General features: G+C 68.5%; 13 protein-coding genes. 8 read left to right on the top strand and 5 right to left on the bottom strand.

The window, feature by feature from the left end:
• Positions 1-68: 68 nt before the first annotated feature.
• The 4 genes from BAMB_RS28265 to BAMB_RS28250 form a co-directional block, all read right to left on the bottom strand.
• On the bottom strand, positions 69-2,930 hold the full coding sequence (locus BAMB_RS28265; protein WP_011660569.1) for an ATP-dependent Clp protease ATP-binding subunit: 2,862 nt from the start codon (positions 2,928-2,930) through the stop codon (positions 69-71).
• 490 nt (positions 2,931-3,420) lie between these two features.
• A complete protein-coding gene (locus BAMB_RS28260) occupies positions 3,421-3,690 on the bottom strand; it encodes a hypothetical protein (protein ID WP_011660568.1) in 270 nt (89 codons plus the stop codon).
• A gap of 100 nt (positions 3,691-3,790) precedes the next feature.
• Positions 3,791-4,606: a family 1 encapsulin nanocompartment shell protein gene (locus tag BAMB_RS28255; protein WP_011660567.1), complete on the bottom strand. Its 816-nt coding sequence runs from the start codon at positions 4,604-4,606 to the stop codon at positions 3,791-3,793.
• A complete protein-coding gene (locus BAMB_RS28250; protein WP_011660566.1) occupies positions 4,599-5,669 on the bottom strand; it encodes a Dyp-type peroxidase in 1,071 nt (356 codons plus the stop codon). The genes BAMB_RS28255 and BAMB_RS28250 overlap by 8 nt, the downstream gene beginning before the upstream one ends.
• 520 nt (positions 5,670-6,189) lie before the next feature.
• Here BAMB_RS28250 and BAMB_RS28245 point away from each other — a divergent pair.
• From BAMB_RS28245 to BAMB_RS28220, 6 genes are all read left to right on the top strand, one after another.
• Complete coding sequence (locus BAMB_RS28245; RefSeq protein WP_011660565.1) at positions 6,190-6,642, top strand: phosphate-starvation-inducible protein PsiE; 453 nt, start codon at positions 6,190-6,192, stop codon at positions 6,640-6,642.
• A 163-nt stretch (positions 6,643-6,805) separates the two neighbouring features.
• Positions 6,806-7,261, top strand: coding sequence for a DUF1269 domain-containing protein (locus tag BAMB_RS28240; RefSeq protein ID WP_011660564.1), 456 nt, complete (start codon positions 6,806-6,808; stop codon positions 7,259-7,261).
• A gap of 585 nt (positions 7,262-7,846) precedes the next feature.
• The gene (locus BAMB_RS28235) at positions 7,847-9,271 is read left to right on the top strand and encodes an aminotransferase-like domain-containing protein (RefSeq protein ID WP_011660563.1); all 1,425 of its coding nucleotides are present in this window, start codon (positions 7,847-7,849) and stop codon (positions 9,269-9,271) included.
• A gap of 293 nt (positions 9,272-9,564) precedes the next feature.
• Positions 9,565-11,103 carry an FAD-dependent oxidoreductase gene (locus BAMB_RS28230; RefSeq protein WP_011660562.1) on the top strand — a complete coding sequence of 513 codons (1,539 nt, stop codon included), beginning with the start codon at positions 9,565-9,567 and terminating at the stop codon, positions 11,101-11,103.
• A 185-nt stretch (positions 11,104-11,288) separates the two neighbouring features.
• Positions 11,289-12,494 carry a zinc-dependent alcohol dehydrogenase gene (locus tag BAMB_RS28225; RefSeq protein WP_011660561.1) on the top strand — a complete coding sequence of 402 codons (1,206 nt, stop codon included), beginning with the start codon at positions 11,289-11,291 and terminating at the stop codon, positions 12,492-12,494.
• A 28-nt stretch (positions 12,495-12,522) separates the two neighbouring features.
• Complete coding sequence (locus BAMB_RS28220) at positions 12,523-12,855, top strand: four-helix bundle copper-binding protein (protein WP_006755198.1); 333 nt, start codon at positions 12,523-12,525, stop codon at positions 12,853-12,855.
• A 75-nt stretch (positions 12,856-12,930) separates the two neighbouring features.
• Here the strand turns inward: BAMB_RS28220 and BAMB_RS28215 are convergent, their stop codons facing one another.
• Positions 12,931-14,517: a PAS domain-containing hybrid sensor histidine kinase/response regulator gene (locus BAMB_RS28215; RefSeq protein WP_011660560.1), complete on the bottom strand. Its 1,587-nt coding sequence runs from the start codon at positions 14,515-14,517 to the stop codon at positions 12,931-12,933.
• 293 nt (positions 14,518-14,810) lie between these two features.
• Here BAMB_RS28215 and BAMB_RS28210 point away from each other — a divergent pair, with 293 nt between their 5' ends.
• On the top strand, positions 14,811-15,176 hold the full coding sequence (locus BAMB_RS28210) for a hypothetical protein (protein ID WP_011660559.1): 366 nt from the start codon (positions 14,811-14,813) through the stop codon (positions 15,174-15,176).
• A 274-nt stretch (positions 15,177-15,450) separates the two neighbouring features.
• On the top strand, positions 15,451-16,317 hold the full coding sequence (locus tag BAMB_RS28205; protein ID WP_011660558.1) for a BON domain-containing protein: 867 nt from the start codon (positions 15,451-15,453) through the stop codon (positions 16,315-16,317).
• Positions 16,318-16,333: the final 16 nt, after the last annotated feature.

Raw genomic sequence — 16,333 nt, 5'->3', positions numbered from 1 at the left:
GCCGGCTCGGGTTGCGCCGCGTCGCGGCGTGGGGGCAAGCGGGCCCGTGCATGCGGGCCCGCGTGTTATTACTGCGCGTCCTTCTTCGCACCGGACGACTTCTTGCCGGATGGCTTCGCTGCGAGCACAGGAGCGGGTGCAGGCGTATCGTCCTTTGCTTCGTCATCCTTTGCATCGGATTCCGCCTTCGCCGCCTTGCCGTTCGGCCGCGCCTTGCCGTCGGCGTTCCTGGCCGCGTCCTTGGTGTCCTTGACGTCCTTGGCGTCGGGCCGCGCGAGCTTGTTGAACGTCACCGCGTCGCTCGCCTTGTCGTAATCGACTTCGACGCGATCGCCGGACTGCAGCTTGTCGGCGAGGATCTCCTTCGCGAGCTTCGTCTCGATGATCTGGCGCACCTGCCGCTTCAGCTCGCGCGCGCCGAATTCCGGTTGATAGCCGGCTTCGGTCAGGTGGTCGACGAGCGCGTCGCCCATCACGAGCGTGATGTCCTGCGCGGCGGCGGTGCGCACCACGCGGTCGAGCTGGATCTGCACGATCGAGCGGATGTTCTCCTTCGACAGCGCATGGAACACGATCACCTCGTCGATCCGGTTCAGGAACTCGGGGCGGAAATGGCCCTTCAGCACCTGCATCAGCTGCTCGCGGATCGCCTTGTCGGTCTTGCGCGCGGCCTCCGGCTGCGTGAGGTTGTCCATGATGATCGCGGCGCCGAGGTTGCTCGTCGCGATGATGATCGTGTTGCTGAAGTCGACCACGCGGCCCTTGCCGTCGGTCAGGCGGCCGTCGTCGAACACCTGCAGCAGCACGTTGTAAACGTCCGGATGCGCCTTCTCGATCTCGTCGAGCAGGATCACGCTGTACGGGCGGCGCCGCACGCGCTCGGTGAGCTGGCCGCCTTCGTCGTAGCCGACGTAGCCGGGCGGCGCGCCGATCAGCCGCGCGACCGCGTGCCGTTCCATGTACTCGGACATGTCGATGCGGATGATCGACTGCTCGTCGCCGAACACGGTCTCGGCCAGCGCCTTCGCGAGCTCGGTCTTGCCGACGCCGGTGGGCCCGAGGAACAGGAACGTCGCGATCGGCCGGTGCGACTGGCCGAGCCCGGCGCGCGACAGCCGCACGGCGTCGCTCACGGCGACCACCGCATCGCTCTGGCCGATCACGCGTTCGCGCAGTTGCTCTTCCATCTTCAGCAGCTTCTGGCGCTCTTCCTGCGTGAGCTCGGACACCGGAATGCCCGTCAGCCGCGACACGACCTCGGCGACCGATTCGACGGTCACTTCCAGCGTCTCGGAACCGGTCTTGCGCTGCCACGCCTCCATTTTTTCGTCGAGCGACTTCTGCTTCGCGTTGATCTGCTCGTCGAACTGCTTCGCCTGGTCGAAGCGCTTGCGCGACGTTGCGTAGTCCTGCTCGCGCTTGAGCTGCACGATCTGCGCTTCGTCTTCCTGGATGTCGGCGGGGCGCGACGTCGCGCCGATCCGCACGCGCGCGGCGGCCTGGTCGATCAGGTCGATCGCCTTGTCGGGCAGGAAGCGCGCGGTGATGTAGCGGTCGGCGAACTCGGCGGCCGCGACGAACGCGTCGTCGGCGAACGTGACCTGGTGGTGCGCCTCGAGGCTGTCGCGCAGCCCGCGCAGGATCACGATCGTCTGCTCGACGCTCGGCTCCGGCACGAACACGGGCTGGAAGCGCCGTTCGAGCGCCGCGTCCTTCTCGATGTGCTTCTGGTATTCGTTGAGCGTGGTCGCGCCGATCAGGCTCAGTTCGCCGCGCGCGAGCGCCGGCTTCAGCACGTTCGCGATATCGAGCCCGCCTTCGCCGCCGCCCTGGCCCGCGCCCACGATCGTATGCAGCTCGTCGATGAAGAGAATCAGCTCGTCATGCTTGGCCGTCACTTCGTCGATCAACTGCTTCGCACGTTCCTCGAATTCGCCGCGATATTTCGCGCCGGCCACCATCGAGTTGATGTTGACCTCGACGAGCCGCTTGCCGCGCAGCACTTCGGGCACGTCGCCGTTGACGATCCGCTGCGCGAGGCCTTCGACGATCGCGGTCTTGCCGACACCGGGCTCGCCGATCAGCACCGGGTTGTTCTTCTTGCGGCGCGCGAGCACTTCGATCGTGCTCTCGATTTCCTGCGCACGGCCGAGCACCGGGTCGAGCTTGCCCTGGCGCGCGATCGCGGTGAGGTCGCGGCCGAACTTGTCGAGATTCGGCGTGCCGGTCGGCGCGTCGACGCGGCCGTCTTCCGCGCCCTTGCCGACGACCTTCACGACCTTCTGGCGCAACGCTTCCGGCGTCACGCCGTATTTCTTCAGCAGCGTGCCGGCGATGCTGTCCGGCACCGCCGCGAGACCGATCAGCAGGTGCTCGGGGCCGATGTACGAGTGACCGAGATCGCGTGACGCCTGGAATGCGTACTGCACGGCCTTCTTCACGCGCGGCGAGATCGACAGCCGGTCGAGCGACGCGTCCGCGGCCGCCGTGCCGGTGTGCGCATGCTCGTCGATGTAGGCCTTCAGGTCCTGCGGCGACAGCTTCAGTTCCTTCAGCAGCGCCGCGCACACGTCGGTATCGGCGAGCGCGTACAGCAGGTGTTCGGTGTCGAGCTCGCTGCGGCGCAGTTCGTGCGCCTTCTCGGCCGCATGCTGCAGCAGTTCGAGCGTCTGCTCGCTGAACGCGTCGGTCGGGTCGACCGATTCGCGCGGAATCTCGGCGGCCAGCGGCGACGTGTCGCCGCTTTCGCCGAACAGCGAGGAGCCACCACCACCCAGCAACGAATCGAACGGGTTCAGCATGCTCTGATGCCGCATCAGCTGACGGAAGTGGTAGTCGCAGATCGAGATCGTCTTGCGCTCGCCGTCCTGCATCACGGTGGCGCGCGCGACGGCGGGCCGGGCGTGACAGATATCGCAAAGTGCGGGCATGGTGGTCTGGCTCCTGTCAATGAACGTGGATCGAAAGGGAAATCCCGATGCGCGACGGCACGGCAACACCGGTGCGTCGCTCAGCCCGCGGCATCACTTCGACTGCGTTCAAAATAGCGAATTGGCCGAACGCCTCCAAGACACAGTTCCGCACCGGCCCGGCCGGGAATTGCACCCTCACATGCACGCGTGCGCCCGGTGCAAGGAGTACAGACGAGTGCGCATGCGGGTGCGGCGCGCGGAATCCGGAAACGGCGCGGCGCGCGACGCGCGCGAAGCGCGGTGCGACATCGGCGCGCAGGGCGCCGGCAGGCGCAAACGGGAAGGGGCCGCACGCGGTGAAACGCGGCGCATGCGCGGCGGTGAGGGAAGCGGGCGGGTTACGCCGGGCCGCGCACGCCCCGCAACCAGTGCATGGCGCGGGGCCGATGGCGAAGCGGGCGGGTTGCACGGTGCGGGCCGGATCAGGCGCAACCGTGGCGAACCGGCGTCAGTCGGAGAGTTTCATCGCGAGGCGCTGCCGGGCAATCTGCTTCACGTCGGTCGACAGTGCCGCATCCTGCAGACCATTGGCCCAGACGGTGAACGAATCCTCGATCAGGTTGCGGGTATCGGGCGACAGTTCGGCCAGCATCAGCGACACCACGGTGAACAGGGCGGTGGTGTCGGCGGCCTGGCGGCTCGCGTTCGCGTCGACGGTTTGCTTCAGGCTGTCGACCGATGCTTGCAACGACTGCAATGCTTGATTCGAATCGCTCATGTCACGCTCCATGCAGGAGGGTTCAGCCGGCGACGAACGTGCGGCCGGCAACGCGGCCGGTGTGCGCGACGCCCGGCGGGCATCGCGCGCGGGCAGGCCGTCAGGCCGCCGTGCTGGCCTGCGGCGCCACGGCCACCGATGCCTCGCTCGTCAGCATCAGGAACGTGAACGTTTCGCGCAGGTACAGGCGGACGACCTTGTCGGTATGGCTGGTATAGCCGATCGACACGTCTTCGCCGAGGTGCAGCTCGTAGTCGCCGCCGCGGGTGGACAGCACGCAGCCGCCGCTGATCGCCGGCGCCCACACGATCTCGCCGCTGACGATGCGCTTGATGTGGCCGAGCACCGGGTAGCCCTGGTCGCGCGCTTCGCTGAGCGCCGTGTAGGCGTCCGAGCCGAGCACGACCGTGTACGGGCCGTCGACGCCGGCGAGCCGCAGCGCTTCCAGCGCGTCGCTGATCGCGTCCGGGTACGCGCTGACGTCGGTCGGCAGTATGAGCTTGCGGTTCGACGTGCCTTCGCGGATGCCGACGATGTCCGCGGCCAGATAGCCGTCGAAGATCGCGCCGTCTTCCGCGAACGCGAGGCGCTGCGCGGCGTCCTTCGCCGGCTGCCAGTCGGCGTCGCGCGCGCCGCGCTCGACGCTGTCGATCGCGTCGCGGCTCAGCTCGAACGGCACCGTCAGCTCGACGACGTTGCGGACCTCGCGCAGCCGCGCGCTCACCTGTTCGCGCGGCGCGGTGACGTCGCGCAGATGCCCGGTGCCGACGGCCGACAGCCCCGGGCCCGCCGGGCCTTCGACGTCGACCACGCGGCGCCCGGCCACCGAGCGCTTGAACGTGCGGGCGACTTCTTCCTCGATCTGCGCCCACGCGGACGAGGCAATCGGCGCGAGTTCGCGGTGCAGGTTATTCATAGGCTTTGACTCCTTTCAGCGATCCGATATTCAGCGAGCCGTCACGACGCGGCTCGGGCGATGAGGGTGCGGGCTGCGCGGCGTCGGTGTCGGCCGGTGCGGCGCGATCGGCGAGCGCTTCGAGCAGGTCGGCCGACGGCACGAAGAACAGCGAGCCGGTGACCGCGCGGCTGAAGTCGAGCAGCCGGTCGTAGTTGCCGGGCGGGCGGCCGACGAACATGTTCTCGAGCATCTGCTCGATCGGCGCAGGCGAACGCGCGTAGCCGATGAAATAGGTGCCGAATTCGCCGGAACCGGGGCGCCCGAACGGCATGTTGTCGCGCAGGATCTTCACTTCCTGGCCGTTTTCGTCAAGCGTGGTCAGCGAGCTGTGCGAGCACGACGGCTTCACGTCCGGCGCGAGCTCGATGTCGGACAGCTTGGTGCGGCCGATGATGCGCTCCTGCGTCTCGACCGAGAGCGCGTTCCAGCCGGCCATGTCGTGCAGGTACTTCTGCACGAGCACGTAGCTGCCGCCCGCGAACTCGGCGTCCTCGTCGCCGATCACCGTGAAGTCGACCGCGTCGCGGCCTTCCGGGTTCTCGGTGCCGTCGACGAAGCCGATCATCGCGCGCTGGTCGAAGTTGCGAAAGCCATGCACCTCGTCGACGACCGTGACCGCGTCGCCGAGCGCGGCGAGCAACTGGGTCGCGAGTTCGAAGCACAGGTCCATCGCGTCGGCACGAATGTGCAGCAGGATGTCGCCCGGCGTCGCGATCGCGACGCGCTGGCCGGCGCCGAATTCGCGGAACGGATGCAGCGACGCGGGACGCGGATCGCCGAACAGCGCGTCCCATGCGTCGGAGCCGAAGCCGCATACGCAGGACAGGTTGCCGCCCGGCACGCGCTTGCCGACCGAGCGCACGAGCGCGGCGATGTCGCCGCACCACGCGCGGATCGTGTCGGCGCGCTCGGCGCCGGGGTTGACGGTGGCGACGAGGAAGATCGCGCTGCGCGTGATCGGCTCGTGAACGGCCTGGGAAAGCGGGGGACGGGTTTGCATCGCGGCCTGCCGGTCAGTCATGTCGGGACGGACGGGCCGCGGCTGCCGCGGCGCGCGAAGACGAGCGGGTGGACTGTGTCATGCGACTGTTCTCTTTGTGACATGCGGATGAAGGACGTTGCGCGGGCATCGCGCAACGGGCCGCAGCGGCGGCGGCCTGCCGTCCGGGCGCGAAAGGGAAGGCAGGCAGGATGGCCGCGCGTTCGCCCGGGGCGTGACCTCGCCGCACCGCGTAACGTCGTCGAGCCTGCAATCTAGCAGCTTCGGCGGGTCTTTGGAACACGTATCGACGATCTGTCATTCGAATCGGTTGATCGGCGTTCGATTTTGCAACGCATGCGTGCAGCTGTACTCCTGAAGCGCGCGCCGCTGTGCTCTTGAGCGGGCGCGACACGTGCAGTAGATTGGGTTCGCTCCACCTGCCGACGAGGGCCCTCATGACGAACCTGCTGGAAGCGCTGAGAATTTTTGTCGCGGGGGTTGAGCACGGCGTCGACGGGGCGTCGAGCGCGGCACCTACCTCATTGCAACGGTCATCGCCTTGAACACGTCCACTGCTTCCGCCGATACGGCCGCCGAGCGCATCCGCCGCCGCTTCGGCCACTTCCTCCATGCGGCCGAGCTGGCCGGCCTGATCGTGATCGGTCTGGCGACCGCGTTCGCGATGACCCAGGAAGCGTGGAAGGTCGTGCTCGCGGGCGAGGTGTCGCTCACCGACCTGCTGCTGATGTTCCTGTACCTGGAAGTGCTCGCGATGAACGTGCGCTATCTGCGGCTCGGCCGGCTGCCGGTGCGCTTTCCGTTGTTCATCGCGATGACGTCGCTCGCGCGCGATCTGATCCTCCGCGGCGCGACCGACGGCCCGGAGCGGATGCTGATGACCACGTGCGGGATCGTGCTGCTCGCGGTGGGCGTGCTGATCCTGAGCTTCGGTCAGCATCGCTTTCCGGCGGAAGTCGACGATGTCGAGGAGGACGCGCATACGCGCCGGTAACGTGCGGCCCGCGCCGCTCGTGCCGCTCGTGTTCGCGATGCAGCGGCACGCGCGCGTATCGCACCCACGGATCCCGACACGCAACGCGCGGCCGGTCCGACCCATCCGCGGATGTCCGTCGACTGGCGGCGCTCGCGTCGCTCATCAACCCGAGAGGTGTCGCATGACCAAGCAACTGATCGTCGCCGTATTCGGCAGCGTCGACACGGCCCGTCGGGCCGCGAACGATTTCGAGGCGCTGTCGGAGAAACACGAAGGATTTCACGTCGACAATGGCGTCGTCGTCGAAAAGGACGCGAACGGCAAGCTCGCCGTGCTCGACGCCGAGTCGCGGTCGTTCAAGGGCGGCGTGATCGGCGCGATCGCGGGCGGGCTGCTCGGGATGCTCGCCGGGCCGCTCGGCGCGATCGCCGGCATGGCGGCCGGCGCGGGGGCCGGCATCGTCGCGGACGCAGCCGGCAATGCGCTGCTCGACGGGCAGTTCGTCGAATCGGTCGCGACACGGCTCGCACCGGGCAGCGTCGCGGTCATCGTCGAGGCGGACGAGGCGACACCGTTCTCGGTCGACAACATCGTGACGGGATTTGGCGGGAAAGTCGTGCGCCACGTGATCGGCTAGGTCCGGTTCGCGGCGTTAGAACCGCATGAAGGCCGACGTTCGGCCCGGCGCGGATCGCATCGACGGCCCCTGCGCGTTCGAGCGGCACCGCGCATCGTGACGCACGAACCGGCATCGCGCGTGCGCGGGACTTAGGGACTTAGGGACTTAGGGACTTAGGGACTTAGGGACTTAGGGACTTAGGGACTTAGACAATCAGCTATACCGAGCGTCGGTGCGCACGACGTCCCGCTCGAACGTCGCCACGCGAATCGCATCGTGCGCGTTTCGCGTCACGACCGCATGTGCGCGGCGGTACGGTGACACGACACGCGGCTGCGTGCCACGGTCTTCCCATCTGTTCACCACACCCGCACAATTTGACATTTGGCCGTCAAACTGTCACTTACATTCGCCGAATTGACGCAGTAGGATGCCGATCCTCGTCATGATGGATTTCGCATTGCTACCCGCCTTCAATTTCGGTAACGGCCGACGCTCGCACCAGAACGCCCGCCAGCGGGCACGGCTATCCGGCTTCGCGCATCGGCGCGGCACGCGCGCACACGCGTCGCGGGCCGGTTCACCGCTGGCGGGGCGAGGCGGATGAAGCTCTACGAGAAATTCGCGAACGACATAGAGAGACTCATCCGGCAACGCGTGTATCGACATGGCGATCGTGTGCCGTCGGTACGGCAGGCGAGCCAGCAGCACCGGATCAGCATCACGACCGTGCTGCATGCATATCTGCTGCTCGAAAGCCGCGGGCTGCTGGAGAGCCGCCCGCAGTCGGGTTACTTCGTGAACCTGCGTCGCGACGACAACCACGCGCCGGTGCGCGAGCTGCGGCCGTCGAAGCCGATCGCGATCTCGTCGTCGGTCGACATGAGCCGGCTCGTGCTGTCGACGCTGCGCGCGATCGGCACCGACGACGCGGTGCCGCTGGGTTCGCCGTATCCGGACCCGAGCCTGTTTCCGTTCGAGAAACTGAACCGCTACGCCTATGCAGCCGGCCGCGACAAGTCGTTGTGGGGCGTGACGGACGGGCTGCCGCCGGGCCATCCGCGGCTGATCCGGCAGATCGCGCGACGCTACCTGGAAAACGGGATGTCGGTCGATCCGAACGAGATCATCGTGACGGTCGGCGCGACTGAGGCGATCAATCTGTGCCTGCAGGCGGTTGCAAAACCGGGTGACACGATCGCGGTGGAGTCGCCGACGTTCTACGCGATGCTGCACGCGATCGAACGGATGGGGATGAAGGCGATCGAGGTCGCGACGCACCCGGAGTACGGGATCGACATCGCGGCGCTGGCGGCCATTGCAAAGTCGCAGCCGATCGCCGCGTGCATGGTGATGCCGAATTTCCAGAACCCGCTCGGCTTTCAGATGCCCGACGAGCGCAAGCGCGAACTGGTTGAATACGCAACGAAAGCCGACATGCCGATCATCGAGAACGGCGTGTACAACGAATTGTATTTCGGCAATGCCCATCCGAGCGCGCTGAAGGCGTTCGACCGCACCGGGATCGTGCTGCATTGCGCATCGTTCTCGAAGAGCCTGACGGCCGCCTACCGGATCGGCTGGGCATTGCCGGGCCGCTATCGCGAACAGGTCGAGAAGCTGAAGTTCCTGAACACGCTGGCGACGCCGTCGCTGCCGCAACTCGCGATCGCCGAGTTTCTCGAGCGAGACGGCTACGAGCATCATCTGCGGCGGATTCGCAAGGCATATGCGCAGCAGGCGAACCTGATGCGCGCGATGGTGTCGCGGTTCTTTCCGGAAGGTACGCGCATCTCGAGCCCGGCGGGCGGGTACGTGCTGTGGGTCGAGCTGCCGGCACAGGTCGACGCGATGCGCCTGTACCAGCTCGCGCTGGAGCAGGGCATCACGATCGGGCCCGGCTACATGTTCTCGATCGCGGACACCTACCGCAATTTCATCCGGCTGAACTACAGCAGCCCGTGGTCGCCGGAGATCGAGCGGGCGATCGTCACGGTCGGTAAGCTCGCGGTGGGCTGCATGGATTGACGGCGCGCCAGGCGCATCACGCGAAGTCATGTCGGGTCACGTCCCACAGCGCCATCACGTCGCTTCGCGTGACGGGATGAAGAAGGGCGTGGCATGCGGATTGCGCGCGTCGCCGCGCCCCGCGCATGCGCACCCGCGTGTTGCGCCGCAACGTGGATGACGTTGTGCGCCGGCCGCGGATCGCATACGAGCTACATTCCGCGTTTGCATGCGCTGCGGGGTCGTCCGTCCCTGTTCTTTTCAGGAAGGACGCCGATAATGGGACCGTTACCCCACCTCCCGGGAGCCATGCCATGTCCGCAAGTGACGCCTCGTCTTCACGTCCCGATCTCGCGCAGGGCATCGCGCTCGACGACATCGCCGACGGCGCGATGATCGAAGGCCGGGTCGGCGACGCAACGGTGCTGCTGGTGCGCCGCGCCGACGAACTGTTTGCCGTCACCGGGCAATGCCCGCACTACGGCGCGCCGCTGGCCGACGGGCTGCTCGTCGGCGACACGATCCGCTGCCCGTGGCATCACGCGGCGTTCTGTCTGCGCACCGGCGCAATGCTGCGCGCGCCGGCGCTCGACGGGCTGACGTGCTGGCGCGTCGAGCGTCGCGATGGCCGCGCGGTCGTGCTCGATGCACAGCCTGCCGCGTCGCCGCCCGCGCTGAAAACGGCCGGGCTGCCCGAATCGGTGGTGATCGTCGGCGGCGGCGCGGCCGCGATCGCGGCGGCCGTGACGCTGCGGCGGGAAGGCTATCCGCACGCGATCACGCTGCTGAGCGCGGACAGCGAGCCGCCGTACGATCGGCCGAACCTGTCGAAGGATTATCTGGCCGGCACGGCCGAAGCCGACTGGCTGCCGCTGCGTGGCGCGTCGTTCTATACCGAGCAGCGCATCGACGTGCGCTGTGGCACGCGCGTTACGCGGATCGATCCCGCGGCGCACGCGGTCGAACTCGCGGACGGCAGCCGCGTCGGCTACGGCGCGCTGCTGCTCGCGACGGGCGCCGAGCCGAACCGGTTGACCGTGCCGGGCGCCGAGCTGCCGCACGTGCGTGTGCTGCGCTCGCGCGCCGATTGCGATGCACTGATTGGCACGCTCAAGAATGCGCAACGCTGCGTCGTGGTCGGCGCGAGCTTCATCGGCCTCGAGGCGGCCGCCGCGCTGCGCACGCGCGGGCTCGTCGTGCAGGTGGTCGCGCCCGATGCGCATCCGATGGCGCGCGTGCTCGGCGACGCGCTCGGCGACACGCTCCGCGCGCTGCACGAGTCGCACGGCGTGACGTTCCATCTCGGCGTGACGCCCGCACAGATCACGCCGGATGACGTGATGCTGTCGAACGGCGACGGGCTGCCGGCCGACGTCGTGGTGGTCGGCATCGGCGTGCATCCGGACGTGACGCTCGCGCAGGACGCGGGGCTGGCCGTCGATCGCGGCGTGACGGTCGACCGATTCCTGCAGACGAGCGCACCGGACATCTACGCGGCCGGCGACATCGCGCGCTGGCCCGATCCGTTGACGGGCGAGCGCATTCGCGTCGAGCACTGGGTCGTCGCGGAGCGGCAGGGCATCGCCGCGGCGCGCAACATGCTCGGCCAGCAGCGGCCGTTCGACGCGGTGCCGTTCTTCTGGACCCAGCACTACGATCTGACTGTCCGCTATGTGGGACATGCGGAGCAATGGGACCGCGTCGAGATCGACGGCGACCTGCGCGCGCACGACGGCTCGGTGACGTACTGGCGCGGCGACAAGCGGCTCGCGGTCGCGACGATCGGCCGCGATCTCGACTGCCTGAAGGCGGAAGAGGCGCTGGAGCAGCAGGGCGCCGCAGGGTCACGCTGATGGTCGCGTTTGTCGCGCATTGACTGCGCCGCGCGGCGGCTGAACCCGCGACCTCAGGCCGACCAACCGCGCACGCGACAAGCACGACAAGCACGACAACCCCAGCACGCCCCGACAGGCGCGCGCCTTGCTCGAAAGCGCGACGGTGACTTCACCGTTCCCGCTTTCGACAAGGAGGGCCTGACATGAAAGCAGTGGTATTTCACGGCATCGGCGACATTCGCATCGATACGGTACCCGACCCGGAAGTCTCGCAACCGACCGACGCGGTCGTGCGCCTGACCGCCAGCGCGATCTGCGGCACCGACCTGCACATAGTGCGTGGCACGCTCGGCGGAATGAAGCCGGGCACGATCCTCGGCCATGAGGGCGTCGGCATCGTCGAGACGGTCGGGCGCGACGTGCGCAACCTCAAGCGTGGCGATCGCGTGCTGATTCCGTCGACGATCGCGTGCGGCAGCTGCGCGTACTGCCGCGCGGGCTACACCGCGCAATGCGACGTCGCGAATCCGGGCGGCCCGCGCGCGGGCACCGCGTTCTTCGGCGGCCCGGCGGACACCGGCCCGTTCGACGGGCTGCAGGCCGAATACGCGCGCACGCCGCTTGCGAACGCGAGCCTGATCCGGCTGCCCGACGCGATCGACGACGACCGCGCGATCCTGATGTCCGATATTTTCCCGACCGGCTATTTCGGCGCGCAGCTCGCGGAGGTGAAGCCGGGCGACACGGTGGCCGTGTTCGGCGCGGGGCCGGTCGGCCAGTTCGCGATCGCGAGCGCGAAGCTGCTGGGCGCGGGACGCGTGATCGCGATCGACCGCATCGCGTCGCGCCTCGACATGGCATGCGCGCAAGGCGCGGAAACGATCGACTTCTCCGAGGAAGACCCGGTCGACACGGTGCTGCGTCTCACCGGCGGGATCGGCGTCGATCGCGTGATCGACGCGGTGGGCGTCGACGCGATGCGCGCGACGCACGGGCCGGCCGCGGCCGATCGCGACGCGGCGCGCGCGTTCGATGCGGAAGTCGACGCCGTCGCGCCGCGCCGCAAGCCGGACGGCCGCTACTGGACGCCGGGCGACGGGCCGTCGCAGGTGCTGCAATGGGCGGTGCGCGCGGTCGCGAAGGCCGGCACGGTCGCGGTGATCGGCGTGTATCCGCCGCAGGCGCGCGTGTTTCCGATCGGCGAGGCGATGAACCGGAACCTGACGATCAAGATGGGCAATTGCAATCACCGGACCATCACGCCGCACCTGATCGAGCTGGTGCGCAGCGGCGCGTTCGACCCGGTGTCGGTGCTCACGCGCTGCGAGCCGCTGACGAACGCGATCGATGCGTACCGCGCGTTCGATGTGCGCGAGCCCGGCTGGATGAAAGTGAAGCTGACGCCATGACGATCCCACTGGAACGAGGAGCACTGCGATGAGCGAAACGAATACTCGCTACGACAACTGCATGGCCGCGTGCGACGCGTGCGCGCATGCCTGTGACGCGTGCATGGCCGCGTGCCTGGCGGAGCCCGACGCACACAAGCTGGCCGACTGCATCGCGCTGGACATCGAATGCGCGCAGCTGTGCCGCTTCGCGTCGGGCGTGATGGCGCGCGGCAGCGTGGTCGCGCCGCGCGTGTGTGCGCTATGCGCGCAGGTATGCGAGCTGTGCGCGGTCGAATGCCTGCGGCATCTGCACGAACATTGCCGGCGCTGCGCGCTGGCGTGCGACGCATGCGCGGCGATGTGCCGCGCGATGGCTTGAGCAGGGCCTAAGCGCACGCCTGCTCGACGGTTCGAGCGAAGGCGTGAGCGCTGCCGTAAGCGATCGCGCACACGGTCATGGCGTGCCATGCACCGTGCGCGCGACACGCTGCAGCAGCGCGTCGAGCACGGCCATCTCGAGGGGTTTCACGAGGTGATCGTCGAAGCCCTCGCGCGCCGTGCGCGCGAGATCCGATGAGCTGGCATGACCGGACAGCGCGACACAGATCATGCCGCCCGGCGTGTCGATCGCGCGCAGTTCGTGCAGCAGCGTGTAGCCGTCGACGTCGGGCATCGACAGGTCGATCAGCATCAGATGCGGAACGGCTTCGCGCACGAGCGCGAGCGCATCGCTCGCGTTGTACGCGACGCGCGGCACGTGCCCCTTCAACTGCAGCAGCACGGCGAGCGTGTCGGCCGAGTCGCGGTTGTCGTCGACGACGACGATGTTCAGCGGCGCGGCGGCCGGCTTCCCGGCGCGCGGCGCGGGCGCTTCCGTCCGTGCCGTTTCCACGTGGTGCTCGACGGGCAACCGTACCGTGAACGTCGCTCCGTGGCCGGGGCCTTCGCTTTCCGCGGAAATCCTGCCGCCATGCAGCTCGATGAACGACCGGCAGATCGCGAGGCCCAGCCCGAAGCCGTCGGACGGGCGCCGGCCCGGCACGCCGTCCTGGTCGAACAGGTCGAAGATCGTCTCGAGCGAACCCGCCGCGATGCCGACGCCGTGATCGGTCACGCGAATCGCGACGGTCGAGCCCTCGCGGTCGGCGGAGACGTCGATGCGCGCGCCGGGCGGCGAGAACTTGGACGCGTTGTCGAGCAGGTTGTGCAGCACCTGCACGAGCCGCGCGGCGTCGCCGCGCACCACCACCGGCTCGGGCGGCAGTTCGACGCGAAGATGCTGCTGGCGCGCGGCCAGCTTCGGCTGGATGCTCTCCACGCCGCGGCACACGACGTCGCGCACGGTCACCGGCGCGTTGTCCAGCTCGACCTTGCCGGCCGTGATGCGCCCGACGTCGAGCAGATCGTCGACGAGCCGCGTCAGTTGTCCGACCTGACGGTGCACCGCGTCGCGGCATTGCGCGAGCATCGGCGCCGGATCGGGCAGCGTTTGCAGCACGCTGACGGAGTGGCGCAGCGGCGCGAGATGGTTGCGCAGTTCGTGCGCGAGCATCGCGATGAACACGCTGAGCCGGTGCGTCGACATTTCCAGTTCGGCGAGCCGCTTGCGCTCGGTCATGTCGCGCGTGATCTTGATGAAGCCGGCCAGCTGGCCCCCATGATCGCGCACGGCCGTGATCGTCACGCTGGCCCAGAACAGCGAACCGTCTTTCCGCACGCGCCAGCCTTCGTCCTCGAAACGGCCGTGCACGCTCGCTTCGCGGAGCCCGAGCGCCGGCCGGCCCGCGGCGACCGCGTCGGCCGGATAGAAGCGCGAGAAATGGTGGCCGATGATCTCGGTGGTGCGATAGCCCTTGATGCGCTCCGCGCCCGCGTTCCAGGTCGCGACGTTGCCTTGCGGATCGAGCATGAACACCGCGTAGTCGGTGATTGCACCGACGACGGTTTCGAAGCGGAACTCGGCGAAGCGATGCAGCAGATCGCGTGCATCGGCGGGGCCGAGCGGCGGAGGCAATTCGGAAATGGCGTCGTCTTTGTTCATCGAACCTGAGTGTAATGAGGGTGGCCTCGGGCCAACCCGGCCGCGCGTGGCGGGACCGGCGGCGGCGATTCGAACCGGATTGAGTCGCTCGAAAGCATACGGGAACCCGATTCACCTGATCAATGGGTGCGCATTGTGCATGCCGCGTATTGAATGACGCGGCCGATCGGGCTGCCGGCCGCCCGATCGCCACAGACGCGGCATGCCGATTGCGTCGTGGTCCGACCCGCGCTACACGGGCGCATCGGGCACGCAGGCGGTCCTGCGGCCCGGCGGAACACGAGGACATCGACATGAACAGTACACTGAATCCCGACAACGAGCCGGTCGGCCCGGACGACGAGAACGCGTCGCGCGGGCGCGACGGCCGCGCGCTGGGGCCGAGCGACTCGTCCGACAGCGGCAGCGATACGGCCGGCGCGCGGCGCCATCCGTTCGATATCGATTCGCCGCTCGACGAGCACGCGCTGGAGCGCGGCGACGCGGCGCTCGACAGCGATACGGACCGGGCGGGCACCGGCGAACGCGCATCCGCGGACGGCGATGCGGGGCTCGAGGACGCCGCGGATATCGAGCCGGACCGCACCGAACGATTCGATGAGGCCGGCGGCCTTGAGGACCCGGACGAGCCGACAGGCCCGGGCACCGGTGGCGCATAGGGCCCGATACGGCGCGGTTCCGCGCAAAAACTGCAATCGCGTTGCAGATAGGGGCGGCAGCCGGGGCCGGCCACCGGCGTTTGACCGGAGCTCGCTCAAGAACACGGAGAAGCCGGGGGCGGCGTAAACCGACGAGCCGCGTCGAGTCACCAACCCGCGTCGCCGTGTCGGGCCTTGCCACGAACGCGGCACGCGATTTGCAACCGACCGAACGACGCGCGCCGCGCTGTGGCATGGAGCCGTGCGCGGCACTGGGGCGCGCAAGGAGGACACGATGCAACGACGATATCCGGGACGGCAAGCCGAACGCAGCGGGCCGCCCGACTGGCAGGAACGCGGCGAACGTGCGTACCGGGGCGGCGAGCGCGACTTTCGCGGCGACGAAACCCGGCGGCACGACGCCGACTATGAATCCGCGTACCGGCGCTTCGCGAGCGAGAACGTCGGCCCGGAAGACTGGGGCAGCGAATGGAGCGAACGCTCGGCGCGCACGTCGGCCGAGCGGCGTCCGGGCGACGTCGGCGACTGGCGCGACGCGCCGGGCGGGTCGCGCGATCCGGAGTGGGAAGCCGAGCGCGGCTACGGCAGCCGCGGTCGTCGCATGGAAGGTGGGGAGGGGCGGGAAGGCCGCGAAGGGCGCGAAGGCCGGTATGGCGGCGATCAGCCGGGGTTCCGCGAGCATTACCGGCTGGGCGGGTACGGCGGCGAGCGCGACCATGATCCGCGCGATCCATACGATCCGCGCCGTACCGAGGCGCAACGCGAGGCCATGCGCCAGCGCCGTGGCCCGAAAGGCTATACGCGCTCGGACGAGCGCATTCGCGAGGACGTCTGCGAGCGGCTCGCGCACGCGCTCGACATCGACGTGAGCGACGTCACCGTGCAAGTGCGCGACGGCCGCGTCGAACTGGACGGCACCGTGCCGTCGCGCTGGATGAAGCACGACATCGAGGACATCGCCGACGGCTGCATGTGCGTGCGCGACGTCGAGAACCGCGTGCGGGTGCGCCGCAACGACGATGAACACCAACCGGGCACGGTGCTGCATCCGTCCCAACGCACCGTCACGCCGACGCAGCCCGCCGTGCGCGACCCCGAACCGGGCAGCGGCACCGGCCGCGACCGCGAATCGCACCATTGACGGCCGATGCGCGGGA

This window comes from Burkholderia ambifaria AMMD, assembly GCF_000203915.1.
In the GTDB taxonomy this organism is placed as follows: Bacteria; Pseudomonadota; Gammaproteobacteria; order Burkholderiales; family Burkholderiaceae; genus Burkholderia; species Burkholderia ambifaria.
Note: the sequence above shows the minus strand (reverse complement) of the source record. Positions and strands in the feature narration are given on the sequence as shown.